Source organism: Klebsiella sp., assembly GCF_027492335.1.
GTDB classification, from domain to species: Bacteria; Pseudomonadota; Gammaproteobacteria; order Enterobacterales; family Enterobacteriaceae; genus Klebsiella; species Klebsiella huaxiensis.
This window is the reverse complement of the sequence record NZ_JAPUEW010000099.1, coordinates 114,702-140,811: the sequence shown is the minus strand read 5'-3', so window position 1 is coordinate 140,811 and position 26,110 is coordinate 114,702. Positions and strand designations below refer to the sequence as shown.

Here is a 26,110-nt window from a genome sequence, read left to right as displayed (position 1 = left end):
AAAAAAATTTTGGATGACAATAAAGGCATATAACGGGCGGATAATACGACATTAAAATTGGCATGTATAATTTTTATTTTATATGTTTTCAATAAAAGCATTCACTATAATTATCATCATTTCATTAGTATTATTTGTTTTAGATTTTACTTATATCGTAACAATTGATACTTACCATATATTAATTCGCTCCTTTAGCATGAGTTCACTTCCCTTGAGGAAGCGAAAACAAAAACAGCTAAAGGATTGTCTAAATGAAAAGAAAAGTACTGGCCCTCGTTATCCCGGCATTATTAGCTGCTGGCGCTGCTCATTCCGCTGAGATTTATAATAAAGACGGAAATAAACTGGACCTCTATGGCAAGGTAGACGGTCTGCATTATTTCTCTGATGACTCTTCTAAAAATGGCGATCAGTCTTACGTTCGTCTTGGCTTCAAAGGCGAAACCCAGATTAACGATCAACTGACCGGTTACGGCCAATGGGAATACAACGTCCAGGCGAACAACACCGAAGGGGCTGACAACCAGTCCTGGACCCGTCTGGCGTTTGCTGGTCTGAAATTCGCTAACTACGGTTCATTCGATTACGGCCGTAACTATGGCGTGCTGTACGACGTAGAAGGCTGGACCGATATGCTACCAGAGTTCGGTGGCGACTCCTACTCTCAGGCTGACAACTTCATGGCTGGTCGCGCCAACGGCGTAGCAACCTACCGTAACAATGACTTCTTCGGTCTGGTTAACGGCCTGAACTTCGCCCTGCAGTATCAGGGTAAAAATGAAAACGCCGGTAGCGGCGAAGGCACCAACAACGGCGACCGCAGCGTGCGCAACGCGAATGGCGACGGCTTTGGTCTGTCTACTTCTTATGATTTCGGTATGGGTATCAGCGCCGCAGCCGCCTACACCTCTTCTGACCGCACCAACGATCAGATGACCCAGACCACTGCCGGCGGCGACAAAGCTGAAGCATGGACGACAGGCCTGAAATATGATGCCAACAATATCTATCTGGCAACCATGTATTCAGAAACTCGCAACATGACGCCGTATGGCAACGGTAACGGCGTCGCGAACAAAACCCAGAACTTCGAAGTGACCGCTCAGTATCAGTTCGACTTCGGCCTGCGCCCGGCTGTTTCTTTCCTGATGTCTAAAGGTAAAGACCTGAGCAATACCGATGGCGACAAAGACCTGGTGAAATATGCTGATGTCGGTGCAACCTATTACTTCAACCGTAATATGTCTACCTACGTTGATTACAAAATCAACCTGCTGGACGAAGACGACAGCTTCTATTCTAACAGAGGCATCTCTACTGATGACGTTGTAGCATTGGGCCTGGTTTACCAGTTCTAATGTTAAGGCCCGCTGGTAACGGCGGGCTCTCTCCTTCTCTTACTCCTCCAACAGCCTCAGTCAAATCAAAACAATATATCTAATGCCTTAAAATAGTCGTCCGATGAATGATATATTGCTATCAAGAACTGCCGTAGCCGTAGAGGACATCCATTATGAATCATCAGCCCGTAAAATCTTCCCGAATCACCTCCGTCGCCTACGACGAGTCCTCTGGCATTCTTGAAATACGCTTTCGCGATAACCAAACGCTGCAGTATATCGGTGTCCCGCCGCGTATTTACCGTAATTTCCTGCAAGTTGTTTCTAAAGGTCGTTTTTACGATGGCGTCATAAAAGGTAAATTTACCGAACGCCGCTGCGCCTGATAGTAAAAGTGTGATTGTGGTCAATGTACAATAATTGCCTGGATGGCCTACACTTTTAGTGGTTACTTAAACAGGAGGTTTTATGAACAGAATGATTCTTGTGCCCATCGATATTTCCGATACAGAATTAACTGACCGCGTTATCAAGCATGTTGAAGCAGAAGCCAGAATCGATGATGCCGAGGTGCATTTCCTGACCGTCATTCCCTCCCTGCCCTATTACGCTTCGCTGGGAATGGCCTACACCGCTGAGCTACCTGCGATGGATGACCTGAAAGCGGAATCTGAATCGCGGCTGAAGGAAATTGTGAGTAAGTTTAATATCCCGGAAGACCGCATCCATTTCCACATTACGGAAGGTTCGCCGAAGGATAAAATCCTCGCGATGGCGAAATCGCTACCCGCAGACCTGGTGATTATTTCATCGCATCGCCCGGATATTACGACCTATCTGCTGGGTTCTAACGCTGCCGCTGTCGTGCGCCACGCCGAGTGTTCGGTGCTGGTCGTGCGTTAACCCTCTTAGCCCGCCATCGTGCGGGCTTTTTGTCTTTCCCCTCAGGGGTATTTAACCTTAAATGTGCTGACATTCCCCTCGCTAATCCGTACCATACACGCCACATGCTACGCACCAGCAAAAAACCGATAGAATGCTGGCAGAACGCGTGCTCTTCTGATGCCACAATATGAATTGAGCCACTATTAAATGCTGCAAAATCAAGAAATTAGCAAGAAAGAAAAATACAACATCGACAAACTGCAAAAGCGCCTGCGTCGCAACGTCGGTGAGGCAATCGCCGATTTCAATATGATTGAAGAAGGCGACCGTATTATGGTCTGCCTTTCCGGTGGCAAAGACAGTTACACCATGCTGGAAATCCTGCGTAATCTGCAAAGAAGCGCGCCGATTTCCTTCTCGCTGGTCGCGGTAAACCTCGATCAAAAACAGCCGGGCTTCCCGGCACATATCCTGCCGGAATATCTTGAGCAGTTGGGTGTTGAATACAAAATTGTTGAAGAGAACACCTACGGCATCGTTAAAGAAAAAATCCCGGAAGGTAAAACCACCTGCTCGCTGTGCTCGCGCCTGCGCCGCGGCATTCTTTATCGTACTGCCACGGAGCTGGGCGCGACCAAAATCGCCCTGGGTCACCACCGCGACGACATCTTACAAACGCTGTTCCTCAATATGTTCTACGGTGGGAAGATGAAAGGCATGCCGCCGAAGCTGATGAGCGATGACGGCAAGCATATCGTTATCCGCCCGCTGGCCTATTGCCGCGAAAAAGATATCGAGCGCTTCTCTCAGGCGAAAGAGTTCCCGATCATTCCGTGTAACCTGTGCGGCTCGCAGCCTAACCTTCAGCGTCAGGTGATTGGCGATATGCTACGCGACTGGGATAAACGCTATCCGGGACGCATCGAAACGATGTTCAGCGCGATGCAAAACGTGGTGCCATCTCACCTCAGCGATACCAACCTTTTCGACTTTAAAGGGATTAACCACGGTTCAGCGGTGGTTGACGGCGGCGATCTGGCATTCGATCGCGAAGAGATCCCAATGCAGCCTGCGGGCTGGCAACCGGAAGAAGACGAAGCACAGCTCGATGAGCTGCGTCTGAACGTAGTGGAAGTTAAATAACGACGAGCGTCTCAGGCCACAGCCTGAGACGCGTTTTCAACGCTTATTTCAGCAAACGAACCCGGCAGGCTTTACCTTTGATTTTACCGTTTTGCAGTTGCTTAAACGCCTTATGCGCCACGCCCTGACGAACGGCAACGTAAACATGAGCCGGATGGACGTTGATTTTACCGATGTCCGCACCATCAAGACCGATATCACCAGTTAACGCTCCCAACACATCGCCCGCACGCATCTTGGCCTTTTTGCCACCATCAATACACAACGTCGCCATTTCCGCCTGTAGCGGCACAATATTGCTCGTTGCCGGACCGTTCATCCAGTTCAGCTTTATTTGCAGCATTTCTGCGAGAATATTCGCGCGCTGCGCCTCTTCCGGCGCGCAGAGGCTGATTGCCAGGCCACTTTCACCGGCACGGGCAGTACGACCAATGCGATGCACGTGAACTTCCGGGTCCCAGGCCAGTTCGTAGTTCACCACCAGCTCCAGCGACTTGATATCTAATCCGCGAGCGGCAACATCTGTCGCCACCAGCACGCGCGAGCTGCCGTTGGCAAAACGCACCAGCGTCTGGTCACGATCGCGCTGTTCAAGATCGCCATGCAGCGACAATGCGCTTTGTCCGGCAGCGTTCAGGGAATCGCAAACGGCCTGGCAATCTTTTTTAGTGTTACAGAACACCACGCATGAGGCGGGCTGATGCTGACTCAGTAGCTTTTGTAGTAGTGCGATTTTACCGTGTTGCGAAGTTTCAAAGAACTGTTGTTCGATAGCCGGAATGGCATCAACAGCATCAATTTCAATGGTCTGCGGATTGTTCTGTACACGACCGCTAATCGCCGCGATAGCTTGCGGCCAGGTGGCAGAAAACAGCAGCGTCTGGCGCGAAACCGGAGCATAGCGGATCACTTCGTCAATGGCGTCGCTAAACCCCATATCCAGCATGCGGTCTGCCTCATCCATTACCAGCGTTTGCAGGGCATCCAGCGACACGGTGCCTTTTTGCAGGTGATCGAGTAAACGCCCCGGTGTGGCAACGATAATATGCGGCGCATGCTGTAGCGAATCACGCTGCGCGCCAAAAGGCTGCCCGCCGCACAAGGTTAAAATTTTAATATTTGGCAAGAAACGTGCCAGACGGCGCAGTTCACCTGCGACCTGATCCGCCAGTTCACGCGTCGGGCACAGCACCAACGACTGCGTCAGGAACAGCGATGCATCAACGTGCTGGAGTAATCCGAGGCCAAATGCCGCCGTTTTTCCGCTGCCGGTTTTCGCCTGCACGCGCACATCTTTACCGGCCAAAATCGCGGGCAAAGCCGCCGCCTGAACCGGAGTCATCGAGAGATATCCCAGTTCATTCAGGTTATCTAGCTGGGCGGCGGGCAAAACATTCAGAGTAGAAAAAGCGGTCACAATTATTTCTCGCATTACATTAAAGGGCGGACAATCTGCTGGCGCGTATCCTCGCAGATCTCCGCTTCCGATGCGACAATTTAATCGGTTCATCATCAGGCGGAGGATCAGGTAACGGATGCGGTCGCGGTCTGGGATCGGGCACCGGAACCGGATCGTTAGGTTCAGGTGAGATAGGTATTGAGTTCAGTGGCTGATAACGCATATTGACTCCCGGTTATGGGCGGGTACACCAATTAAGCGTAGAAGCTGACAAACAGAGCGCAAAAAAAAGCCGACTCATTAAAGTCGGCGTCGTACGAATCAATTGTGCTATGCAGTAATTCAAAAAAGGAAGTAAGACAATATGGAGCGCAACGCCCATCGCTTGACGTTGCATTCACCTGCGAGAGAGATATTGCCCTGAATGGGTAGGTGGTTTATTGATTTCGCTCAAACATTGCCGGGTTTTCACCATCATCATTATGAAAAAAGGCGATTCTTTACAGCCATTTACTACGATGCAACCACCATGTAACACCGCCAATGAGAACAACTAACATTATGCAAAAAATAGAAAACCCCATATGCCAGCTGTTGCCTGGAATACCGCCGAGGTTGACGCCAAACAGCCCGGTTAAAAAGGTGCTGGGTAGAAAGACCATCGCCATCAGCGACATAGTGTAGGTTCTGCGCGATAGCGACTCCTGCATAATCTGCGCTATCTCATCGCTCATAATCGCCGTGCGAGCAATGCAGCTATCAATCTCATCAAGCCCGCGTCCCAGACGCTCGGCAATATCCTGCATCCGCCGCCGCTGGTCATCGGTTAGCCACGGCAGACGTTCACTGGCAAGTCTTGCATAGACATCCCGCTGCGGTGCCATATAGCGGCGCATGACAATAAGCTGTTTACGCAACAGCGCCAGAAAACCGCGCGGCGGCACCTGCTGATCCAGTAGGTCATCTTCCAGATCGATAATGCGGTCGTGAAGCTGCTCGATAAACTCGCTCGCGTGATCGGTCAGAGCATCGCAAACGTCCACCAGCCAGCTACCGCCGTCTGTCGGACCATTACCCTCACGTAAATCGCCAAGCACATCGTCCAGCGCCAGGACTTTACGCTGCCGGGTCGAGACGATTAAACGCTCATCCATATAAAGGCGCATTGCCACCAGCTGGTCTGGCCGCTCATCGGTACTGCCGTTGATACAACGCAGCGTGATCAGCGCCCCATCACCAATCCGCGTGACCCGGGGACGAGTGCTCTCCCCGGATAGCGCATCACGTACGTTATTAGGCAGCAGCGGCGTTGAGGCCAGCCATTCCGCGCTATCAACATGGGTATAATTGAGATGCAGCCAGCAAGGATGCTCTTTATCGATGGTGTCGCTGTCGGCCAGCGGTTTAACGCCGCCCTGCCCGTCGAATACCCATGCAAAAACGGCATCCGACACGTTCAGTTCCGATCCCTTAATGGCGTCCACTGGACCTCCGTAAACTCATGCACATTTCCGTAGTCTAGCCTTACACTACGGTTACGCAAGAGTTAATCAAGGCATGCTGCTGAATTCGCTGGCAAAATGAAGGGGAGAAAAAAGAACCCGCCGTTGGCGGGTTGTGGATGTGTTTTGCGATACTGTGCCTAACCCGCGTTATCAGCCACCGCCAAAAAACAGGCTGGTAGGATGGCAGGCTAGCGGAAGCCGTTCATTTTTTCTCTTCTGCGTACTGACGAGCGTTGTCGTGCAAATGGGTACACATGCTTTAATCCTCCATAGTCGTAAGCACAACAAAGATAGATGAGAATGTATATTTTGCAAGTTTATACCCGTCATACTTCAAGTTGCTTGTGCGTTGGCTTTCCTCGCTCACCCCAGTCACTTACTTCAGTAAGCTCCTGGGGATTCACTGCGTCGCCGCCTTCCTGCAACTCGAATTATTTTGGTTATATTCAACGCGTATGCCTAAACAATCTTTCATTTGCAAATATTTCAGCAGCAGCAAAAGGTCCAAATCATTGCGTAAATTGAATTTAGACATAATTATTCTTTTATGTGAGAAAACCGTCTTTGTGCAAAGCGCGAGTTTTCGCGCAATATCACTTACTGGCAGCCCTTCATGTAATGCTGCGGCAACTTTTCTCTGCTGTGGGGAAAGTTGCCGATGATGACATTCACAACACCGCACATCAGGTTTATCCATCGATGGCGCTTGCATCAGCAGGTGAATCCGTTTTATTTTCGCCATAATCCGATTTATCTGTTCATCCTGCTGAATAAAGACCATATCCTGCAGACATAATGGCAAAGCCCCTCCCGGACGCAGGAACCGCTTATCAACCAAACCGATAAGTAAACCCACCCGGCGATTCAATAATTCCGGGTGGCAAACAAATTCCTCTCCCCGGCACAAATTCAGCGCCATAATATCAGCATCAATGATGACCTCTTTATCAACATCGTTTATTACGTGCATATTAAATAACACATCAGGAAAGAGACTCTCCATTAACTTACTAAACCCTACCCTAAAAAAGTAGTTATCATTTTTAATGAAAACATTCAATGTCGTCACTTCGATCTCTAATTTATAGGTGATAGCATATCGAGCATCAACCAGACGATTGTTGTCACTGAAATAACAGCGACTGCCGTTTTACAAAAAAGCATACAGAAAAGCATGACATTCCTTTATTGCCAGGTAAACGTCGCAGTAACCACCGCACTAATTGTTCCGGGTGTAACGTTCCCTTGCGAACTAAATGCTCGGGCACGTAGATGGTAGCGATATTCATTATTGATAATAATGCCGCTGACTGTTTTATCTTTCCCTAACGGCTGGCCGTCTGCTGTTTGTAGCTGAATCGCTATATTGCCTGCGCTGCCAGCATTCTGGTAGAGATCATCCGGCCCGGCGCTATCGGCATTGCCGGATAACTGCATCGTGGCTTTTACCGTTCCCGCCGGGCAGCGTTCAATATTAAAATCAAAGAATACCCAGTCTGTAGCTGAACCCGGCGTATACAGAGATGAGGACTGAACACCCTGCGCGCCCGTCAACGGAACGGTTCTTGCGATACTATCGCTGCTGATCTGGCAAGGTGCTGCAACAATCTTACCTTTGATATTCAACGCAACTGGGTCGCCCCCGAAAGCTGTAGCGGAAATAAATATCAGGCCCGGGAGCAAATATTTTAACTTAGCTATCATTTCCCCTCCTACTGATAAGTCATATCCAGTGTTGCCGTGGCATTTGCCTCGCCTGCTTTCACCAGCGATTTAGTCTGGTAGTAGCGCGCCATAATCGGGAAGCTTTCCAGTCCGCCAGGCGACTGTTTTAACATCAGTCGATTGTTTAACTGTATCGGGGCATTGTTATAAAGCAGCTGCACTCCGACGCCATCTGCGACGTTATCTCCCCCTTGCCCGGTTAATGCCAATACGCTGGCATTAGCGCTGGCATCAGGGTTTTGTACGCCTTTAAGCTCAACGTTAATATTGGCACCCGGATTACAGTTAAGTCCTAAATTCTGCGTGTCCGTATGTGAAGGTGTAAACCCAGCTGCAGTGCCAAATTCTGCGGCGCTGACGGAACCCAGATCAAAATTCAATACCTGACTCGAAATAGAGCAACTAAGCACATTTACTTGCGAGTTAGCATCCAATGATATTTTTGTAAAGTAACTTCCCGGAGTGCCAAACCAGGCCTGGGCAATTAATCCCGGCGTTAACAGACCTGGTGTTATATTTCCTGTTTTCACCAGCGACACCGTGTAATAACCAAGATTAAAAACATAACTCGGAGTCACCGTTGGTAAACTAAAATCGCCGGGCATACCGTTAACTTTTATCCCTACTCCATCCAGATTTGTTTTATAGACCCCACTAATTGACGACTCGACACCAGACAAATACACCATGGAATAATTCCCTGGGCAAGACTCCCCGGTATCAGAAGTAATTTTAGCTTTCGCATAACCCGGGGATACCGTTGAAGCAATAGTCGCACCGGGTGGGGTATCACGCTGGACATTCACCGTACCAAAACCGACAGTGTTTATCTGTGCAAGTAATACCTCACAAGTTACCGCAGAGCAGGTAAAAGCCGTGAAGCTTAATATAAAAATAATAAAGCGTATTAATTTATCCATAGAAATACTCATCTACTTCAGGCCAATATACCCGTCATACTTCAAGTTGCATGTGCGTTGACTACGTGCGTTCACTCGAATCACTTACTTGAGTAAGCTCATCGGGACTCTCTTGCTTGCCGCCTGCCTGCAACTCGAATTATTTAGGGTATAAAACTTAATGACAGGTAAACTCTGCCATGCTGATTCCGCTAACGCTACTCTCTCCAGCCAATGAATAGTTCACCCGGCAGCGCTGAGAATTATCTTGTCCCCAGGCAACAATTAACTCGCCTTGCGGCGACAATCCCGTTAGATAAACCTGCCCTCCTTCATCAATGATGGCGCTACGCCCCTCATTTCCTTTAAGGCTGACCAGCGCGCCAAATGGCACGGGCTGCTGGTTAATTTGTTTGAGCGTCAACAATGCCCGCATTCCCACGTTGGCAACATAGTCTGCTCGTACCACCGCGCCACGCGTCGGAATAACGGTTTTATTGGTAATATCCAGATCAACGTTATCCGGTAACGTAGCCGTATTCAGACCAATATCATTCTTACGGTAAGGCGAAACGTTATTTGTCACGGTATATCCGCGAAAATCCGTTTTCGCACCATTCTGATTATTAACCCCCACACCAGTTGCGCCAGGGGCTTTCACCAGGACATTCGTTTCGCCCAACGGTTGCGATAGCGTGACACCATCGGCATGAGCCAGGATGCCTCCCGCCAGACCATAATTCAGCCGTTCACTGTTTTGGTCGTAACTGAACCCCGTCATCACTTCGCTGTAGGTCCCCCGATAGTCAGCGTTTGCGCTGCCGTTGTAACCGACATCATCAGTACCATAGCCCTGTTGAACGCTCCAGTTCAGCGCGTTTCCTTCCAGAGCCATGCCATTTATTCCGACGGTGTGCGTTGTTCCGCCATTCTTACTGGTATTGAGGGCATAATTTGCCCAGACGCTGCTGGCAAAGCGCTGCAACGGTATGCTGATGTTGAGTGAAATAACCTGCTCTGAACTTTGCGAGTCCTGGGTTTGCCCGCCAGAGGTTCCACCATTTTTGCTCCACGTCCAGTTAATTCCATAGCTAATCCCTTGCCAGGAGTTGTTATAACCAGCGCTAACCGAAGAGGCGGAGCGGTTGGTACGCCAGTAATCTTCGCGCACCGCGCTCATCATAAATGAACCGACACGTTCGCCCAGCGCCTGGCTCAGCGTCACTTCCATTCTATTGCGCCGCTGTTCACGCAACGCATTGCCATTGCCCCAAGAGTCCAGAACCTCCTGCATGCCGTAATAACCGCCGGTGGAGTAGCGATAACCCGCAATCGCGAAGTTGGTCCCGGTTGCCACGATATTTTTGCTATAGCGCATTCGCCAAGACTGACCGGATTGCTTTTCTTGCCCTTGAGGATGCGACCAGGCCTGCGTCACATCGCTGGATATCGCCCCGACCTCTCCGAGATTCTTCCCTAGTCCGCCGGCAATAGACTGATATTTCGATGACTCCTGCAAGCCGCCATAGATCGTTAATCCGCCAGCCAGCCCCAAAATTCCCGTCATCTGGCCAAAAGGTGTTTTATCGACCTGGCTATCATAGGAACGGTACTGCCCGGCGGTAAGAGCATATTTGATTCGTCCTTCGCGCTGTAATAACGGCAGCGAAGCATAGGGAACGGTAAAATTCTGCTCGCTACCATCAGCTTCTTTGATGGTGACATTCAGATCGCCAGAGCCGCCGGTGGAATACATATCACTAATTTCAAACGCGCCCGGTGCAACATAGTTTTGATAAATAACGTAGCTATTTTGGCGAATAATCACCTGCGCGTGAGTCCTCGCAATCCCGCGGACCACCGGCGCATAGCCGCTCATCGACTCCGGCAGCATGTCATCATCGGAAGCTAACTGGCCACCACGAAACGGCATGCTATCGAAAATATCGGCGGGTGCCGTACTATCACCCAGCATTAGCTGCGCTTTTAACGCAATAATATTACGCTGCGCATAACTATAAACCGTGTCCCACTTATTCGTTCCCTGGCTGTCTCGATTCCAGGTCGTATAGTTACGCAGGCGCCATGGGCCAACATTAATGCCGGGACGCAAATTGGCATATTGATTGTTGCTATTTTTATCCTGATTGCGCGCCCAATTGTTAGCTCCGCTGAGCATATAGTTCAGCATAACGGCATTAATTCCTTCATCCCAGAGTTCCGGAGAAACATAACCTCGGGCTACCGGTGATAGCGCCGCTTGTGGAACACTTAACCGTAGTTTTTGCGTATTAAATAGAAACTCAGAGCTAGCTTGCGGTATTGCAGAGAGATTTGCACACTCTCCTTTTCCTGACAAAGCGGGGAATTTTGCCGTTTTCACACCATAGCTCCGCAACTGTTCGACCGTCAGGCAGGGTTCAAGCACCACCTCCCCGCCTCCGTCTTTGACGGTATAAAACACAATATCCCGAGTATCAACCTGACTATCATTAATAATCACATCAACATGATAGGTACCCGGTGCCTGAGCGCCGCTTTCAAACGCCGAAAGATCGGCCCCTTTCATCGCGGGATTATCAATTTCAAGAAGTGCCGGGTTAAAGAAATCACGGCCCTGCGCACCATTCCACATTGATGACAATACCAGCGCAATCCAAACCGCCAGGAATGAAGGATAATATATAGATATTTGCTTCAGTGCTTTCATTAGCATTAACTCCCTTGCGATAGCTTTTATCATTTTTATTTCCGCTATCGTCTGGTCTTTTTATTTATAACCTGGCGACATGCGTCACTCCAATTCCGCCATAGTCATTAATAATTTTGAATTCAACCTGTATCGAGGTTCCGCCGGTGGGCAATCTGTACGAACTGGTTGAACCAGGTGCGACAAATGTCACATCATCAATTTTTGACGCCCCCACTTTTATTTCATTAAAATTCATATAGTAAGACGTTGAATTGGTCACCAGAATGCGATCACCCACTCTTTGCCATTTCAATTTATCCGCCTGTTCTTCCGGGCCTGATTTATTTAAAGCAGAGGGACGATAAATGAGTTTTATTCTTGTTTTGACGGCCACCTGTAAAGTGTTATCCCGAGGTGCGACAGACGGAATAGACTTAATATTCAGCCAAAACATAGATTCTTTATCCTGCGCTAAATTTCCGGTCAGTACGATGCGCATAACGTTTTGCTGTTTTTTATCCAGCCGATACAGCGGTGGCGTAATAATAAAAGGCACTTTACCTCCACTGGTGGATGGCGGCTCTATCCAGGATTGGATCAGATAAGGTAAATCATCAGGGTTCGTAATACTTAATGATGCCTCTTTTTTATCACCCGCGTAAATGACGCGCGTTCCGCCGATAATCACCCCTGCGTAAGATATTGAGGTGATAGTTGCCATTAACAGCGTGCTCATCATGACGCCAGTAAAAAACTTCATTGAATACTCCGGACAGTAAGGGCCGAATATCGGCCCCGTTTGACGCTAAAGAATTAGTTATAGTTAACGGTAAAGTTAGCTACTGCGTTAGCCGTACCGGCGGTAACAACCGCCTGAGTTGCCTGGTAGGACGCATAGAAATCGAGGTTGTTATCAGCCGTTGTGACCAGCGGATAGCTATAGCTATTGACCTGGTTCAGGCCCTGCAGGCTTTTATCCGCTGTCATCAATTTGACGGCGACCCCCGTTGCCGCAGCCGCCCCCTGAGTCACCGCCAACAAATCACTATTGCTTAAGTCATTCGCGCCATCGAATTTCACTTTCGCCGAGCTAACAGAAACCGGGCAGTTGATTAATTTAATCGTGAACTTCGTTGAATCAGACTCATCTCCTGCACTCTGGAAAGAAGTCCGGGCTACGCGACCAAGGTCAACGGTCATCGTGTTGTTACTGCCGATATCAACGGTACAGGCCTGGTCAATAATTTCACCGGTGAAGTTGATTGTACCGTCAGCAGCATAAACGTTTACTGCGGACAAAGCGGCGCTAACAGCGAATGCGGCGATCATTATTTTATTATTCATTGTGATACTCCTTACTTGGTTAAGTATATTCCTGTGAATAAAACATTAGATGTATGTCTCATCAGTTTATATTTCACAGAAATTCCATTGCTTCATCATATTGGTATGTAAATAGTCATTATGTCGGAGGTAACGCATGAGAATATGCTCACCAGAAAAAACATTAAAACAGGAGATATCAACCCGTAATGAATCAATATTAAAAAACCCAACATCATTACTACTGCTTTAAATATTGATATAAATACACACATAAACTCAAGTGATTTTTCGGTGTAATTTTACACCGACAGGGATATTCACTCCCTGCTACATATTGGCACATAATTTCGTGCCTCAAATGAATCGGAATATTCATGCTCAACGTTCTCCCAGCAGAGAGTTAAACGTATCTGACGGTATAAAAACAGTGAAAACAAGTATGTACAATGCTTTAACCTTTAAACCTAATCAGCATATTGAAAACCTGATCAACCAACTTAAACCTGAATCCAACATATTTGAAACATATGCAAGACAAAAAATTAACTACGAAAATGATAGCTCCCGCAAATGTTACCTGTTGCTTTCGGGAAGTATTGCCCTTTTTCGCACCCGAGATGGTTTTATGATGAACTCGGAATCTGCCCCTTACGTTTTCGGCTTAAGCAATCAGCTTGCGGCTGCTGATTATCTTTATATGCAAACGATGGAGCCTTCCCACATTGCCTGCCTGTCTTTATTTACAGCAAACGCAATTATTGCCGAAAGAGATTTATGGGAGAGTTTGTCACATCTGTTAATTTACACTGCGGGAAGGGTTTACGATCACTGTACGCGCATTTCGGCACCAACTTCGTACGCGATTATACGTTCTCAGCTGTATGAATTGATGCAGGAATCCGAGGAAATTCGCCACAGTATTACGGCAGCAAATTATATCCAGTCGCGTACGTTTCTTTCTCGCAGCAGCATTATGAAGATCCTCGCAGAACTAAAAAAGGGGAGCTACATTACGACCGAGCGAGGCATTCTTTTACAGATAAAACAGGGCATCCCGATGAAGTACTAACGTTTTCTCTCAGCGAGCATTCTGTTGTCCAACAACAATGTTCTGCTAGATTTAATGTCATATCAGATTAACCAGAAAGACCTATGACAGCGCACGATCGTCACACCGATATCAAAATTCCCTCCCCGCATCTAACGCGTCTTCTTGCCGCGGTGACTTGCAATGAGGATTTCCGCACTCTGGCTAAAGGCAGCAAACTTTTTTTTCGCCGTGGCGCAGAGCCACTGTGCCATTTTGTGCGCAAAGGGAGTCTTCTGCTCGCGCGTAATGAAGATGCATTCTCACTCGGTATTCTCTCCGCTCCGCTGGCATTGGGTTTTACCGTACCGTTATCCGAACATCTTCATCTACGTACGATGACGGAATCTGAAATCGCCACCCTTCCTTATGAGCAAGTGATGGCGCTGGTTGAAGAAAAACAAGTTTGGGATCTTTTAGCTAAACACATCATGTTCGTGACTAACAAGCTTTTCATTTATAACGAAATGCTGACGGCGCCTACCAGCTTTGATATTTTACGCTATCAGTTACTGATGCTCATTCAGGAAACAGACGAAATTCGTGCCAATACCGCGGCTTATCAGTACATTCTCGATCGCACCCGATTATCACGCAGCAGTATTATGAAAATGCTGGCTGAGCTTAAAAAAGGCAACTATATCCAGTTGGAAAATGGCAAACTGATCGCCATTCACCATTTACCCAACCGCTTTTAAACGCCCAACCTGATTACCCACCTCTGCAGACAGTCAGTATCGGCTGGGCAAATTCTCAAAACGTGTAGTTCATGCTCACCGAAATGTTACGGGGTTCGCCATAAACCGCCGAATCATCCAGATACGAGTAATATTCACGATCGAACAAGTTATTGACGTTCGCTTGCACGGTCAGTTGCTTCGTTAACTGATATTGCGCAAACAGGTTAACCAGCGGATAGCTGCCCTGATACAGACGCTGCGTTTCACCATCCGGGCCGGTCACATCCTTATAAACCCGATTTTGCCAGGTTGCACCGCCGCCGACGGTCAGCTCAGGCAGCACCGGAACACGGTAGCGGGTAAACAGTTTGAGCTGTGTTTGCGGGGCGAAACTGTTGTAGCGACCGCTGCTATCAGTAGCGACGTAGCGAGTGGCGCTGAAGGTCATTTGCATGTTGTCCGTCACCGCGCCATTAACTTCAAACTCCGCCCCCTTACTCACCGCTCCTTTTGTCGCGCGATAGGCCTGTTCACTGGAGCCATTGACAAAGACCCCGCTGATGGCTTCCGATGCGTTCTCCTGCTCAATGCGGAAAATTGCGAAGTTGGTGGTTAATCGGCTATCCATCCAATCGGCTTTTAGGCCGGTTTCGTAGTTCTTGCCGGTGATTGGCGACAGCCATGCTCCATCAGCGGATCGTTTAGTTTGTGGCGAGAAGATTGACGTATAACTGGCGTAGGCCGACAGACTTTCCGTGATGTCGTAGACCACGCCGCCGTATGGCGTCATGTTGTATTTGCGCATATCGCCACTGCTGCCGTTAGCGCTGTACTGCGTATAGCGAGCGCCAAGAATGAGCGACAGCGGATCGGCCAGAGAGAAACGCGCGGCGGTATAGGCTGATTTTTGCCGCACAATATCATCGGCATTAAGATACCAGTCACCCCATTCCGGCTGAGCGACGCTGCCGTTCCAGTTGTTATTAAAGATGCCCATCTGGTCGCTATCCATCGGCCCATCCTGGCTATAGCTCGCGTTGTGCTGTCGGCTGTAGCTGGCCCCGGCCATAAGCTGGTGCTGGCGGCCAAATAAATTAAACGGCCCGCTGGCGTAGGTATCAAAAGAGTCAAGGGTCCGTTTGCCGCGGTCTTTACTGCCCCAGCCGGTGGTACCTTCACCGGTGGTCGCATCGGGGTTACCCATCACGTACAGCAAGGTGTCGTTAAACGTCTGCTCGCCATGAGTACCGTTGAAACGCAATGACCAGCCGTTATCCCAGTCGTGGGTCAGATTGGCAAACACCTTGCGCGATTCGACAGCGTAGCGCGTCCAGTCGGCTGCCGTATTGGTGCTGCGATCGTAATGGGTGCGCGAGCCGTCGCTATACAGGCTCGGTAGCCCGCCCCACGTTGGATTACCGGTATTGGTTTTTTGATAATCCCAGCCCAGCGACAACGTTGTCCTGTCCGTTAAATCTGCATCCACGACGCCATAAAGAAACTTTTTGGTCTTATGATAGCGATCCAGCCAACTATCCTGATCCTGATAACCAGCAATCACCCGTCCGCGTACGCTGCCGTCGGCGTTGAGTGGTGTCGAGAAATCGCCGACATAGCGCTGCTTGTTCCAGCTCCCGTAACTGGCGCTGACGTTGCCGGTTACAGTTTTGCTGTCGGCTTTTTTGCGCACCATATTCACCGTCGCGCCGGGATCGCCCGCTCCGGTCATCAGCCCGGTTGCGCCACGTACAATTTCAATACGATCGTAAATAGCGGTATCTTCCGCCGCATCGCCGTAATTCCACGCATCGCCCAGCGAGGTGGGGATATCGTCGTAGGAGAAACTGGTGATTTCAAAACCGCGAGAGTAGTAATACGAACGTTCGCTGTCGATTTCCTGCGCTGACACGCCGGTCGCGTTGGTCAACACATCATCAATACTTTGCAGGTTTTGATCCTTCATACGCTGCTGGGTAACGATGCTGACAGACTGCGGCACATCACGCGGTGCCAGCAGCATTTTGGTGCCCGCGCGCGTGGTTTTCGCGGCGTAATCCTGTGAGTCATCTGCTGTATTTTCAGTACTGCCGTACACCACCATATTCTGCTGAGTATTTTCTGCTGCCCGAGCAGGGTGAATAAACGCGTGTACAGCCAACGCCAGCAGCGAAACGGTAAACGGTTTTACTATTTTGTTTATGGATGCGCGCCCTGAACTTCCCTTGCCATTGAGAAACATAACTTTTTCCATCAGGAATTATTCTTGTGAATGCAGCTGTTACACCAGTAGCGCTGATGAAATAATCCTCTTTTCCATGAGATTTAGCGCCACAAATAACATGAGACAGCAACAATTGAGAATGTAAATGATAATTATTTGTTTTATTAAACTCATAATGTTTTGTAAGTTAACTGTAAGGAAATGTATACTTACATAAAATCAATGTATTAGCCTCTCCCCACCCCGGATTCCTACTCACTACCGCTGAAAAATACCCATCCTGGGTCTTAGAAATCAGCGATCGCCCCCCTCCCGCTTCGTTAGCCAGTTTGCTCAACCCAAACAAATGATTATGATTCTCATTCTTGTTTTAGCGACGCTGCTCTGCCTTAGAGCACGTAAACCCAATGATGGAGTTCAGAATGAAATCGTTGTTCAGCCCGCGTAAAACCACGCTTTCCGCTGCGCTTGTTACGGCATTGACCCTGACCACGTTGCAGGCCATGGCAGAGACATCGCCATCAGCCGCTGCCGCCGTCCACCAGAAAACCACATCACCTCTGGTCCAGCGTCAACTGGGGGATGGTTTATATGAGTTAGCTCTGATACCCGGGCAAAATGCCCTGTTTGTTGCCAGCGCTCAGGGGTTCAAAGACGTTAATGGCGGCATGCTCTACCGACTTGACCCGACAACGCTGACCACCACGGTCGAAACCCATACCGATCTCAAAAACTTTGGTATGGCGGTCGATGATAACGGTCAGGTTTTCTACACCACTAACTCGCTGGATGGCGGCGTGTCAAAAGTGGATGCCCGTAGCGGGAAAGTACTGCAACGCCTGATGTTCGATGGCAAGGACAAAGATGGAGATCCTGTTGGCGCACGGGAAGTTCTGTTTCACGACAATCAACTCTACATCGGCCGCGTGACCGATCCCGGCTACATTTCCGTGGTTGACGCGAAAACCATGACTTTGAAAACCCAGATTGAAAAAGCCGGCAAATGGGTGACCGGGATCATCTACTCTCCGCTAACCAAACTCATCTATGCGGCTAACGGCGGCGGCGAAATTCTGGTGATTAATCCGGCCACCAATAAAATTGAAAAACGCTGGACGCCGGGTGACGGCAAAGAGTACCTGTTCCTCAACATGGCGGAAGACCCGGCGACTGGCCGCCTGTTCGTGACTGACGATTCAAAAGCGAAAACGACGCTGGTGTTTGATGAGCGCACGGGAAAAGTGATTAAACGTCTTGAGGGCGATGCGCTGGGGATCAAATTCAACGCCAAACGCAATGAAATTTATATCAGCCAGCGCGAGTCGAAAAAGGTATTACAGCTCGATGCCACCAGCTATGCGCTGAAAAATACATGGTCTTTCGATAGCCATCCGAACAGCCTGCTGATTTCTCCTGACGGCAACACGCTTTACGTCACCATCAAGCAGGATTTCAACGAAGATAACACCACCAAAGGCCCTGACAGCGTGGCGCGCATTGCGCTGAACTAACCTCCGCATCATCCCGATTTCTTTTGCCGCAAAATGCTGTATTATGCGAGTTATTGCAGCATTTTGCGGAATTTAAAAGATGCATAAAACGGCCAGGCAAAAATACCTGCTTGATATTCTTAGCGAAAAGGGTGAAGTCACTATCAGCGAGCTGGTAGATAAGCTGCAGGTTTCTGCAGATACCCTGCGCCGCGACCTTACCGACCTCGAAAAACAGGGACTCGCACAGAAGAATCACGGCGGCGCTATCGCCCTGAATCTCTCGTTGATGAATCGCCAAAGCAGAAACGCTCTGCTCGCGGATACCAAACAGCGCTTGGGCAAAATGGTGGCCGAGAAGATCCCCAGCGGATCGACTCTGTTTCTTGACGCAGGCAGCACGATACTGGCCGTCGCGACCCAGATAACCGGCCCCATGACGGTCATTACCCACTCTCTGGATATTGCCCAGCACTTCAGCGATCGCCCGGATATTCAGCTTATTCTGCTGGGTGGCAAATGGGATATGCAACAGCGCCTGTTCGCCGGTCACGCCACCCTGTCGCTGCTCGAACGCTATCGTGCGGATATCGCCATTCTTGGCGCCTGCGCGCTTCATGGCGAACTTGGCCTGAGCGCCAGCCAGGAAGCCGATGCCCAGGTGAAGCGCGCCATGCTGGCGGCCAGCGCTGAACACTGGCTGGTCGCCGACCATATGAAACTGGACCACTGCGAACCCTGGCTGGTCGCTGAACTCACCGATATCCATCAGCTCTTTCTCGACCGTCCGTGGAAAGAGTTGAAGGATAACGGCTCAATACACCTCAACATCGCTGATGCTTAATGACGCGGAGACGCTTATGAATAACGCTAAGAACATCAATATCGCCCTGATTGGCTATGGTTTTGTCGGCAAAACCTTCCATGCGCCGCTGATCCAATCCGTTGACGGCCTGAAGCTGGCGATTGTCGCTTCCCGCGATGAAGAAAAAGTGAAGCGCGATTTGCCGAATGTGACCGTAATTGCCTCACCTGAAGAGGCGATTCAGCATCCGGATATCGATCTGGTGGTCATTGCCTCCCCAAACGCGACCCACGCCCCGCTCGCCCGGCTAGCCTTAAACTCTGGCAAGCACGTGGTGGTCGACAAACCGTTTACGCTCGATATGCAGGAAGCCCGCGAGCTGATTGCGCTTGCAGAAGAGAAACAACGAGTGCTGTCGGTGTTCCATAACCGCCGCTGGGACAGTGATTATCTCGGCGTTAAGCAGGTTATCGAGCAGGAACTTATCGGTAAGGTTAAACATTTTGAATCGCATTTCGACCGCTTCCGCCCGGAAGTCCGCGTTCGCTGGCGCGAGCAGAATGTGCCGGGCAGCGGCCTGTGGTTTGATTTAGGCCCGCATATGATTGACCAGGCGCTGCAACTGTTTGGCCTACCGCAATCCGTGCAGGGGAATATCGCGACCCTGCGCGATGGTGCGCAAATTAACGATTGGGCGCATGTGGTGCTGAATTATCCACAGCATAAAGTGATTCTGCACTGCAGCATGCTGGTGGCCGGCGGCGTATCGCGCTTTACCATTCATGGCGATAAAGGCAGCGTGGTCAAACAAAAAGCGGACCAGCAGGAAAGTCAATTACTGGCAGGTGTGGCTCCTGGCAGCGAAGATTGGGGCCATGACGACGATAGTCTGGTGGTTTACGATACCGATCTACAAACCCAGGAAATCAGTACACCGCAGGGCGACCAGCGCCAGTACTATATTCACGTCCGTGATGCGCTGACCGGGAAAATCAACAACCCGGTATCACCATTAGAAGCACTCGCCGTGATGGCAGTACTGGAAGCCGCGGTGCAATCTGCTGAGAGCGGGATGACGCAAACTTTAGCGCTGACCGCCAATGAACTGGCTGGCCTGAAATAAGCCAGGTTCTGTGACCAGAGAAATCGCCGGGCAAGCAATAAAAACCACAGCCAGCACGGACCGGTAGCCAGGACAGGTGCACAGCAGCGTCTCCGGGAAACCGCCACGCCGTGTCGACATTACGCCCGTTGTTACAGGCGCTCCAGCGCCATCTTCGGGGAATCTATCCGGTCTACAGTTTCACCCGCATCAGATCGCTAAAACGGGTGGTGTAGGCCGGAGATAGCATGTTTCGTTTCATCTCCCAAGCACGCTCTATTCCCTGCGCGGCAAACCAGAGACGCCCTTTTCCTCGTTGGTTAACGTGATCGAGTACCGTCATGAGCTGTTCGCTATTGGCTCGCGGCCGATAGTCATCAAACAAGCTCAACTGAGCCACCCCCTGGCTAAAGAAGTCGCCCAGCATTACGCCACACTTTTGAAACCGATACCCCTCCCGCCAGATGGTATCCAGACACTTTATCGCCGCAGCGACGATATCCCGGCTATCCTGCGTTGGGATCTGGATTTTGGTTCCGGCATCTTTACCGTAATAGACTTCATTACCTGCAAACGGGCTGGTTTTAATAAAGGCGGAAACATAGCGGCAATATTGATGATCTGCACGGAGTTTCTCGGCGGCGCGAACCGCATGGCTGCATATTGCTTCACGCATCGGTTCATATTCGCTCACCTTTTGGCTAAACGAACGCGAGCAGATGATTTGCTGCCTCGTCGGCATAAACTCTTCTGGTTCAAGACAAGGCTCGCCGCACAACTCTCGCACTGTGCGCTCCAGCACGACGCTGAAATGTTTTCTGATAAGCGACGCGGGCGTTTCAGCAAGCTGAAGCGCCGTTTTAATCCCCATATCATTGAGCTTTCTCGCTATTCGTCGACCAACGCCCCAGATCTCGCTGACCTCAACCTGAGCCAGCAGTTTTCGCTGCCTGACCAATAAAGAGAGATCAACCACGCCTCCGGTTTGCGGCCATCTTTTCGCTGCATAATTAGCCAGCTTAGCCAATGTTTTAGTCGGCCCAATTCCCACACCTACCGTCAAACCAGTGCACTGGAGTAATGTCGTTCGCACGTGGCGACCAAATGCCTCGAGTTCCCCAGGACGATTAAGCCCGGAGAGATTCACAAATGCTTCATCAATGGAATATTGGTGAACTGATGGGGCCAGCTCTTCAAGAAGGGTCATCACACGGTGCGACATATCGCCATACAGTGCGTAGTTACTGCTAAATACCGCGATCTGGTAACGCTCAAACTGAGATTTCACTTTGAAATACGGCGCGCCCATGGGGATCTCAAGCCGTTTAGCTTCGCTATTTCGGGCAATCACGCAGCCATCATTATTGCTTAATACCACCACCGGACGCCCGCGCAAATCGGGACGAAAGGCCATTTCACAGCTGGCATAAAATGAATTCACATCTACCAGGGCAAACATTAGCGAAACCGATTAATGCTGAACGTGACGACGCCAAAAATCTCCAGCTCTTCACCACCATCGTGTAGTTCAATCGGAGGAAAATCAGGGTTCATTGGCATCAATTGCATCACGGGATGCGTGCAGAGGCGTTTGACCGTGTATTCACCGGCTAACGAGGCAATGATGATATCGCCATGCGTTGCTTTCAGGCTGCGATCCACCACCAGCAGCGAACCCTCATAAATACCGGCATCAACCATCGACATGCCTGTTGCCATTACAAAATAGGTCGCAGCAGGATGACTGACACAAAGCTCGTTGAGATCAATCCCCTTCTCAATATAATCCTGCGCCGGGCTGGGAAACCCACACGGAACAAGATCGCTAAACAACGGAATCGATATGACCTGACGCAATTCAACCGGCTTGTAGAACATCATGATAAACTCACCTGCATATACTGTATTTATATACAGTATCAGCACTTCAATGACGTTAATCAAGCCACATGCAAGGCATTAACGTGAACACATTGAAGTTGTGGAGAATTTAGCATCCGTACGCTAATCATATCGTCGATATTGTGTAGGAGCCCCTATACGTATTCCCGATGGTTTTGTATTGCTCTCTGGAAATTTCGGTCAATTGGGAGGAGGATAGAATCCGCCAATCGGCTCTTTGCTCACAAATTGTGGCGATCCATCCGACATACTGAACGGGAGATTCTTATGTATTACACGTTAGGAGACACCACTCTCCACTTTTATCGCTATCAGTGCCGCTTCTACGTCGCTCATTGGGACGGTGGCCATGTGATAACAGAGAAGTTCAAGCCGTTCATTGCCTCGATCACGGAGAAGACGGGCATTGATGCAAAGAACGTTGAGGCAGTCGCACGAGACTACTTCACTAACGTTGATTAAGAGCCTATCCCATTAGGGCTATTTTACTTGCCATTTTGAACCTGGGCAGTGCTCGAAATCCTCACGTACTCCGTGTACGCTCCGGTTTCTGTGCGCTGTCCGTGTTCAAACTGCCTGCGCCAATAACGCCTACTGGGATAGGCCCTAAGATTGCACTGGTTACCATCGCTATCGGGTCTCCTGAAGCGATGGTGATCGTGTTACGTAAGGCCGAAAAACTTATCTCGCAGAAATAAAACGCCAGTGTCGCATGATTGTAAAACTTAGGCCGTAAGATGAAGCCCGGACGCCACCAGCGCTAAAACGAGGTGAAGAGATGGGAATAGTTAAGGCCAGTGATTTGGAACAGGCAAAGCAGCTTCTGCAATCCAGTGAAACCATTAAAATCGAACTGGATTTTGAACTCGACTCTGATGAGTTTTTTAATTTCGCCATTGAGCACTGCACCAATGGAGCAAAGCTCACGCGCGTTGACGATCGCTTCGTGATTTCACGCAAAAAAAAGTAACCCAATAGCCATATCCGATCATTCACAACATCACAGAAGCTTTTGTTTCTGGCTTCTGTGATAGTGAAGATGCCGTCTAATAAATTAGTATTAGAATATTGACGTATCGCGCATTTTCATCAGCCATGGAGGAATAATGTAGCTTAGGTATCTCACCGAGGATTAAATTGTGAAAAAGTTATTAATATGTTGCCTGTTCGGCGAAACGGCAGGAATTATTGCCAGAAAAATGCAAAAAACAGCCGATACTCAGGGTTTAGATCTTTTAATCAGTGCCGTTGGTGTTGAGAATTTCTTTAGCGTAGCACCTGCCTATGACGGCGTTTTGATCGCTCCGCATATTCAATATAAGATCCCAGAATTCATGAACTCATTGAATTCAGAACAAGAAATTGCAGTGATCGAAAGTTTGCCTTACGCATCATTTGATGGTGAGAAAATCCTCACATTTGCAATGAGTACGATTCCTCAATCAATAACATAATGTGGTTTAGTATGCGCCATGCAGAACCCGTGAAATCACGGGTTCCTTCCACAACACGCACGCTCATAATTTTAAATTAAACAAATAAATTCTCGCAGAGTTCCAGGTAAAAAAGATAATAAGCACGACCATTATTTATACCAGGAAATACCATGCGTAAACTTTCCCTTGTTATGCTGGCTACAATGCTAACGGCCTGTAGTTCACAGTCTCCCAAAACCTTAACTAAAATAGATGCGTTACATATCCCCGTCGTGCAAAACAATCCAATAGCCAGCGACCCGGTTGCCACAACGATGCTGCATCAGAAAAATAAGCAAATCATTGATAATGTATCATTCAGTTTAAAAACAGATTATCTGTTAGATGTGAAAACTAACGATATTTTTGATGTCCATAGCCAGACGTATCGGGTTTATGCTTCACTGACAAAATTGGATCAAATGCGCTTAATGAATAACTACTATCTGAAAGAGCAGAATATCACCGGGTTACAGAAGATGAACGACTCTCTGCAATCACTCACTCAGGGATAAAAAAGAGCCCCCTTATTAGCAATAAGGGGGCTCTTTCCAGGCTGTTGAATTTACTGACCAAATCGATAGCTGACGCCAGCCATCACGGAGCTCACATCGCTGCTCATGCCAATCTGGTTTTCGTTGCCCACATTGTTAACCCACTGATACTCCAGACGCCCCGACCAATTGTCGTTAAAGGCATACTCAGTACCAATCGCCACCACCGGACGCACACCGGTATCAAAACGGTTATGGCCATTCACGTCAGACTCCGCGCGATAGCCCATCAGCCCTGCGCGACCATAGAGGCCCCAATCGCTGGTCAGGCCGTAGCTGGCTTTCAATGAGAGCTGCAATCCCTGACTTTTCATCTGCGAACCGGATGCACCATGGCGACCGTTGATCCCCATATTACCTAAATAATCATACCCACCTTCTACCGCCAGCCACGGGTTAATCTGATAACCGGTAAACACACCACCGCCGACGTTATCACGGTCTACATCGACAGAGTGATCGGAGCTAGAGTCACTATAATGCGACCAGCCAAATTTAGAACCCGCATACCAGGTTCCCTCCTGCGCAGCAGCAAAAGCTGTGGTCGCGGTAAAAGCATTAGCAATAATTAACGTAATAAGCGTCTTTTTCATAAAAATCCTGGTGTCGACCCGTTGTCAAATAAATGAGATACTTAAGAATTAAGTGGGCCTACAATAGAATATTAATGCGGCAATGATAACCGCTTTATTATTTAATTTTGGACAAATCAACCAATCTAAAAACGCTCAGGTAAATTATTTAACTCAATCAAATAACCACCACGTCTAAAAGCGATATAGTTACCAACTTTTAACGCAGAAAGCACATTTAATACACTACTTCTGGATAAATGTGTGCGCTCCTGAATATAATCCAGAATAGATACGCGCATTCGAGTTTCCTCCGGGAGCATGCTCATTTCTATTAAATGATTGCGAATGACGGCATAGGTTCGTTGCTGTACCACTAAGGCATCACGATAAAAAAGATACGCCGTATGATATGACAATAATGAGGCGACATCCTCCCATACGCCGTGCTGACGAAAGGCCTCCATCGCTTTTTGCGCATCGACGCGCAGGATTGTCGATTCAGTTTCCGCCCGCAGTTGATGACCGCGCACCGGCTGGATCATTTCAGCGATGCCAAACAGATGTGGGTTGTAAACGGTGACAATTAACAGGCCGTCTGATGCCCTGAGTATCGAAAGCTCGCCTTCCTGAAAAAGATACAGCTGAGGTTGATTTTTGTGCTCCCAGGTGATGCGTTTCCGCGGCACTACTCTCATTTTTTCGGCAATCGGCTCCAGCAGTGCCGTCAAGCGTTGGATACTCTCTTCCGGGCGAACAGGTGGTGAAATGTGCATAGAAATACCTGATAAGTTTCAGTCAGCACAATTATAGAACGTCATAATGTTTTCGTAAAAATTGCGCAACTCAGTATTTACTCATATCAGGGCACAATAAAAAACCACGATTGCATTTAAATTTAAACAAACCCAAAAGCCAGGCGCGGGCAATTTGAACATAAAAAATACAAATAAATACAGAAAGTTACACTTAGGCATGGAGCTGACTGGTGTCTTAAAAGGAATCGAGACGGAAAAAGATATGACACTATAGACGTCAAAAGGCCCCTTCCGGGGCCGATTCGTTATTTCCTTAACTCCAGCGATGCTGAGTTTTTAGAAATATGTATGGCGATGTTATCGAGTGTAATCATTGAAGATTTACAAAAGATACATTTCGCGCCAAACGGATTTGTTGCAGACACATCGTAAGCCGATGTTCTGTACTGTGACCCATGACAGCATGGGCATCTGAAATGAATGTGGTCAGTCATGATGTTAGCCTCTATTTGCTACAACATTCACTACCGCAGGGACATTTAGCCAT

28 protein-coding genes are annotated in these 26,110 nt (G+C 48.9%); 13 read left to right on the top strand and 15 right to left on the bottom strand.

Annotation, left to right across the window (positions count from 1 at the left end; genetic code table 11):
• Nucleotides 1-254: 254 nt before the first annotated feature.
• From ompC to ttcA, 4 genes are all read left to right on the top strand, one after another.
• Nucleotides 255-1,361, top strand: coding sequence for a porin OmpC (gene ompC, locus QVF11_RS27970; RefSeq protein WP_110273435.1), 1,107 nt, complete (start codon nt 255-257; stop codon nt 1,359-1,361).
• Between the two features lie 155 nt (nt 1,362-1,516).
• Nucleotides 1,517-1,729, top strand: a complete 213-nt coding sequence (locus QVF11_RS27965) for a KTSC domain-containing protein (protein ID WP_110273436.1) — start codon at nt 1,517-1,519, stop codon at nt 1,727-1,729.
• A gap of 82 nt (nt 1,730-1,811) precedes the next feature.
• Nucleotides 1,812-2,246, top strand: coding sequence for a universal stress protein UspF (gene uspF / locus QVF11_RS27960; RefSeq protein ID WP_110273437.1), 435 nt, complete (start codon nt 1,812-1,814; stop codon nt 2,244-2,246).
• 189 nt (nt 2,247-2,435) lie between these two features.
• Nucleotides 2,436-3,371, top strand: a complete 936-nt coding sequence (ttcA, locus tag QVF11_RS27955; RefSeq protein WP_112215673.1) for a tRNA 2-thiocytidine(32) synthetase TtcA — start codon at nt 2,436-2,438, stop codon at nt 3,369-3,371.
• A 43-nt stretch (nt 3,372-3,414) separates the two neighbouring features.
• Here ttcA and dbpA read toward each other — a convergent pair whose 3' ends face one another.
• The 9 genes from dbpA to QVF11_RS27910 form a co-directional block, all read right to left on the bottom strand.
• Entirely contained in the window at nt 3,415-4,788 is a 1,374-nt protein-coding gene (gene dbpA, locus QVF11_RS27950; RefSeq protein ID WP_287861078.1) for an ATP-dependent RNA helicase DbpA, read from the bottom strand.
• 19 nt (nt 4,789-4,807) lie between these two features.
• Nucleotides 4,808-4,993 (bottom strand): proline-rich small protein YnaL, encoded by a 186-nt coding sequence (ynaL, locus tag QVF11_RS27945; protein ID WP_112215672.1) that lies wholly within the window; start codon nt 4,991-4,993, stop codon nt 4,808-4,810.
• Nucleotides 4,994-5,270: 277 nt separating this feature from the next.
• The gene (zntB, locus tag QVF11_RS27940) at nt 5,271-6,254 is read right to left on the bottom strand and encodes a zinc transporter ZntB (RefSeq protein ID WP_142514277.1); all 984 of its coding nucleotides are present in this window, start codon (nt 6,252-6,254) and stop codon (nt 5,271-5,273) included.
• Nucleotides 6,255-6,675: 421 nt separating this feature from the next.
• Nucleotides 6,676-7,344: a helix-turn-helix transcriptional regulator gene (locus QVF11_RS27935; RefSeq protein ID WP_287861075.1), complete on the bottom strand. Its 669-nt coding sequence runs from the start codon at nt 7,342-7,344 to the stop codon at nt 6,676-6,678.
• A 116-nt stretch (nt 7,345-7,460) separates the two neighbouring features.
• Nucleotides 7,461-7,979 carry a fimbrial protein gene (locus QVF11_RS27930; protein WP_287861073.1) on the bottom strand — a complete coding sequence of 173 codons (519 nt, stop codon included), beginning with the start codon at nt 7,977-7,979 and terminating at the stop codon, nt 7,461-7,463.
• Nucleotides 7,980-7,987: 8 nt separating this feature from the next.
• Nucleotides 7,988-8,920, bottom strand: a complete 933-nt coding sequence (locus tag QVF11_RS27925; protein ID WP_287861071.1) for a fimbrial protein — start codon at nt 8,918-8,920, stop codon at nt 7,988-7,990.
• 157 nt (nt 8,921-9,077) lie between these two features.
• Nucleotides 9,078-11,609, bottom strand: coding sequence for a fimbria/pilus outer membrane usher protein (locus QVF11_RS27920; protein ID WP_287861069.1), 2,532 nt, complete (start codon nt 11,607-11,609; stop codon nt 9,078-9,080).
• 64 nt (nt 11,610-11,673) lie between these two features.
• Complete coding sequence (locus QVF11_RS27915; protein ID WP_287861067.1) at nt 11,674-12,351, bottom strand: fimbrial biogenesis chaperone; 678 nt, start codon at nt 12,349-12,351, stop codon at nt 11,674-11,676.
• Nucleotides 12,352-12,404: 53 nt separating this feature from the next.
• Nucleotides 12,405-12,935 carry a fimbrial protein gene (locus tag QVF11_RS27910; RefSeq protein WP_142514271.1) on the bottom strand — a complete coding sequence of 177 codons (531 nt, stop codon included), beginning with the start codon at nt 12,933-12,935 and terminating at the stop codon, nt 12,405-12,407.
• A 421-nt stretch (nt 12,936-13,356) separates the two neighbouring features.
• Here QVF11_RS27910 and QVF11_RS27905 point away from each other — a divergent pair, with 421 nt between their 5' ends.
• Both QVF11_RS27905 and QVF11_RS27900 read left to right on the top strand, forming a co-directional pair.
• Nucleotides 13,357-13,986, top strand: a complete 630-nt coding sequence (locus tag QVF11_RS27905) for a winged helix-turn-helix transcriptional regulator (protein ID WP_287861065.1) — start codon at nt 13,357-13,359, stop codon at nt 13,984-13,986.
• A gap of 83 nt (nt 13,987-14,069) precedes the next feature.
• On the top strand, nt 14,070-14,702 hold the full coding sequence (locus QVF11_RS27900; RefSeq protein ID WP_287861063.1) for a winged helix-turn-helix transcriptional regulator: 633 nt from the start codon (nt 14,070-14,072) through the stop codon (nt 14,700-14,702).
• Between the two features lie 55 nt (nt 14,703-14,757).
• Here QVF11_RS27900 and fhuE read toward each other — a convergent pair whose 3' ends face one another.
• The gene (gene fhuE / locus QVF11_RS27895; protein ID WP_287861085.1) at nt 14,758-16,923 is read right to left on the bottom strand and encodes a ferric-rhodotorulic acid/ferric-coprogen receptor FhuE; all 2,166 of its coding nucleotides are present in this window, start codon (nt 16,921-16,923) and stop codon (nt 14,758-14,760) included.
• Between the two features lie 404 nt (nt 16,924-17,327).
• On the opposite strand from fhuE, the gene QVF11_RS27890 reads away from it, so the two are divergent.
• The 3 genes from QVF11_RS27890 (at nt 17,328) to QVF11_RS27880 (ending at nt 20,323) form a co-directional block, all read left to right on the top strand.
• Nucleotides 17,328-18,416 (top strand): YncE family protein, encoded by a 1,089-nt coding sequence (locus QVF11_RS27890; RefSeq protein ID WP_142514269.1) that lies wholly within the window; start codon nt 17,328-17,330, stop codon nt 18,414-18,416.
• Between the two features lie 79 nt (nt 18,417-18,495).
• Nucleotides 18,496-19,239, top strand: a complete 744-nt coding sequence (locus QVF11_RS27885; protein WP_110273446.1) for a DeoR/GlpR family DNA-binding transcription regulator — start codon at nt 18,496-18,498, stop codon at nt 19,237-19,239.
• Complete coding sequence (locus QVF11_RS27880; protein ID WP_287861060.1) at nt 19,232-20,323, top strand: oxidoreductase; 1,092 nt, start codon at nt 19,232-19,234, stop codon at nt 20,321-20,323. The genes QVF11_RS27885 and QVF11_RS27880 overlap by 8 nt, the downstream gene beginning before the upstream one ends.
• 172 nt (nt 20,324-20,495) lie before the next feature.
• Here the strand turns inward: QVF11_RS27880 and umuC are convergent, their stop codons facing one another.
• Nucleotides 20,496-21,761: a translesion error-prone DNA polymerase V subunit UmuC gene (gene umuC, locus QVF11_RS27875; protein WP_112217339.1), complete on the bottom strand. Its 1,266-nt coding sequence runs from the start codon at nt 21,759-21,761 to the stop codon at nt 20,496-20,498.
• Nucleotides 21,761-22,183: a translesion error-prone DNA polymerase V autoproteolytic subunit gene (gene umuD / locus QVF11_RS27870; RefSeq protein ID WP_112217338.1), complete on the bottom strand. Its 423-nt coding sequence runs from the start codon at nt 22,181-22,183 to the stop codon at nt 21,761-21,763. Before umuD ends, umuC begins: the two co-directional genes overlap by 1 nt.
• A gap of 288 nt (nt 22,184-22,471) precedes the next feature.
• On the opposite strand from umuD, the gene QVF11_RS27865 reads away from it, so the two are divergent.
• The 4 genes from QVF11_RS27865 to QVF11_RS27850 all read left to right on the top strand — a co-directional run bounded on the left by QVF11_RS27865 (nt 22,472) and on the right by QVF11_RS27850 (nt 24,194).
• The gene (locus QVF11_RS27865) at nt 22,472-22,666 is read left to right on the top strand and encodes a hypothetical protein (RefSeq protein WP_112217337.1); all 195 of its coding nucleotides are present in this window, start codon (nt 22,472-22,474) and stop codon (nt 22,664-22,666) included.
• Between the two features lie 316 nt (nt 22,667-22,982).
• Entirely contained in the window at nt 22,983-23,174 is a 192-nt protein-coding gene (locus tag QVF11_RS27860) for a hypothetical protein (protein WP_110273450.1), read from the top strand.
• Between the two features lie 169 nt (nt 23,175-23,343).
• On the top strand, nt 23,344-23,658 hold the full coding sequence (locus tag QVF11_RS27855; RefSeq protein WP_287861055.1) for a PTS sugar transporter subunit IIB: 315 nt from the start codon (nt 23,344-23,346) through the stop codon (nt 23,656-23,658).
• 152 nt (nt 23,659-23,810) lie between these two features.
• Nucleotides 23,811-24,194, top strand: coding sequence for a hypothetical protein (locus QVF11_RS27850; RefSeq protein ID WP_142514265.1), 384 nt, complete (start codon nt 23,811-23,813; stop codon nt 24,192-24,194).
• A gap of 50 nt (nt 24,195-24,244) precedes the next feature.
• On the opposite strand, the gene QVF11_RS27845 is transcribed toward QVF11_RS27850, so the two are convergent.
• The 3 genes from QVF11_RS27845 to ymcF all read right to left on the bottom strand — a co-directional run bounded on the left by QVF11_RS27845 (nt 24,245) and on the right by ymcF (nt 26,057).
• Nucleotides 24,245-24,826, bottom strand: a complete 582-nt coding sequence (locus QVF11_RS27845; protein ID WP_287861052.1) for an outer membrane beta-barrel protein — start codon at nt 24,824-24,826, stop codon at nt 24,245-24,247.
• A gap of 125 nt (nt 24,827-24,951) precedes the next feature.
• Nucleotides 24,952-25,581: a winged helix-turn-helix transcriptional regulator gene (locus QVF11_RS27840; protein WP_142514263.1), complete on the bottom strand. Its 630-nt coding sequence runs from the start codon at nt 25,579-25,581 to the stop codon at nt 24,952-24,954.
• A gap of 287 nt (nt 25,582-25,868) precedes the next feature.
• Nucleotides 25,869-26,057: a cold shock small protein YmcF gene (gene ymcF, locus QVF11_RS27835; RefSeq protein ID WP_142514262.1), complete on the bottom strand. Its 189-nt coding sequence runs from the start codon at nt 26,055-26,057 to the stop codon at nt 25,869-25,871.
• Nucleotides 26,058-26,110 lie beyond the last annotated feature (53 nt).

What these genes read in the sequence shown, in the direction of transcription:
- QVF11_RS27920 (WP_287861069.1), bottom strand. Translation starts at nt 11,609, where the DNA reads ATGAAAGCACTGAAGCAAATATCTATATATTATCCTTCATTCCTGGCG.
- umuD (WP_112217338.1), bottom strand. Translation starts at nt 22,183, where the DNA reads ATGATGTTCTACAAGCCGGTTGAATTGCGTCAGGTCATATCGATTCCG.
- ymcF (WP_142514262.1), bottom strand. Translation starts at nt 26,057, where the DNA reads ATGACTGACCACATTCATTTCAGATGCCCATGCTGTCATGGGTCACAG.
- fhuE (WP_287861085.1), bottom strand. Translation starts at nt 16,923, where the DNA reads ATGTTTCTCAATGGCAAGGGAAGTTCAGGGCGCGCATCCATAAACAAA.
- QVF11_RS27860 (WP_110273450.1), top strand. Translation starts at nt 22,983, where the DNA reads ATGGGAATAGTTAAGGCCAGTGATTTGGAACAGGCAAAGCAGCTTCTG.
- QVF11_RS27890 (WP_142514269.1), top strand. Translation starts at nt 17,328, where the DNA reads ATGAAATCGTTGTTCAGCCCGCGTAAAACCACGCTTTCCGCTGCGCTT.
- QVF11_RS27925 (WP_287861071.1), bottom strand. Translation starts at nt 8,920, where the DNA reads ATGGATAAATTAATACGCTTTATTATTTTTATATTAAGCTTCACGGCT.
- QVF11_RS27905 (WP_287861065.1), top strand. Translation starts at nt 13,357, where the DNA reads ATGTACAATGCTTTAACCTTTAAACCTAATCAGCATATTGAAAACCTG.
- ompC (WP_110273435.1), top strand. Translation starts at nt 255, where the DNA reads ATGAAAAGAAAAGTACTGGCCCTCGTTATCCCGGCATTATTAGCTGCT.
- QVF11_RS27845 (WP_287861052.1), bottom strand. Translation starts at nt 24,826, where the DNA reads ATGAAAAAGACGCTTATTACGTTAATTATTGCTAATGCTTTTACCGCG.
- uspF (WP_110273437.1), top strand. Translation starts at nt 1,812, where the DNA reads ATGAACAGAATGATTCTTGTGCCCATCGATATTTCCGATACAGAATTA.
- QVF11_RS27850 (WP_142514265.1), top strand. Translation starts at nt 23,811, where the DNA reads ATGCGTAAACTTTCCCTTGTTATGCTGGCTACAATGCTAACGGCCTGT.
- QVF11_RS27930 (WP_287861073.1), bottom strand. Translation starts at nt 7,979, where the DNA reads ATGATAGCTAAGTTAAAATATTTGCTCCCGGGCCTGATATTTATTTCC.
- QVF11_RS27885 (WP_110273446.1), top strand. Translation starts at nt 18,496, where the DNA reads ATGCATAAAACGGCCAGGCAAAAATACCTGCTTGATATTCTTAGCGAA.
- QVF11_RS27900 (WP_287861063.1), top strand. Translation starts at nt 14,070, where the DNA reads ATGACAGCGCACGATCGTCACACCGATATCAAAATTCCCTCCCCGCAT.
- QVF11_RS27965 (WP_110273436.1), top strand. Translation starts at nt 1,517, where the DNA reads ATGAATCATCAGCCCGTAAAATCTTCCCGAATCACCTCCGTCGCCTAC.
- QVF11_RS27915 (WP_287861067.1), bottom strand. Translation starts at nt 12,351, where the DNA reads ATGAAGTTTTTTACTGGCGTCATGATGAGCACGCTGTTAATGGCAACT.
- ttcA (WP_112215673.1), top strand. Translation starts at nt 2,436, where the DNA reads ATGCTGCAAAATCAAGAAATTAGCAAGAAAGAAAAATACAACATCGAC.
- QVF11_RS27840 (WP_142514263.1), bottom strand. Translation starts at nt 25,581, where the DNA reads ATGCACATTTCACCACCTGTTCGCCCGGAAGAGAGTATCCAACGCTTG.
- ynaL (WP_112215672.1), bottom strand. Translation starts at nt 4,993, where the DNA reads ATGCGTTATCAGCCACTGAACTCAATACCTATCTCACCTGAACCTAAC.
- QVF11_RS27910 (WP_142514271.1), bottom strand. Translation starts at nt 12,935, where the DNA reads ATGAATAATAAAATAATGATCGCCGCATTCGCTGTTAGCGCCGCTTTG.
- QVF11_RS27880 (WP_287861060.1), top strand. Translation starts at nt 19,232, where the DNA reads ATGCTTAATGACGCGGAGACGCTTATGAATAACGCTAAGAACATCAAT.
- umuC (WP_112217339.1), bottom strand. Translation starts at nt 21,761, where the DNA reads ATGTTTGCCCTGGTAGATGTGAATTCATTTTATGCCAGCTGTGAAATG.
- QVF11_RS27865 (WP_112217337.1), top strand. Translation starts at nt 22,472, where the DNA reads ATGTATTACACGTTAGGAGACACCACTCTCCACTTTTATCGCTATCAG.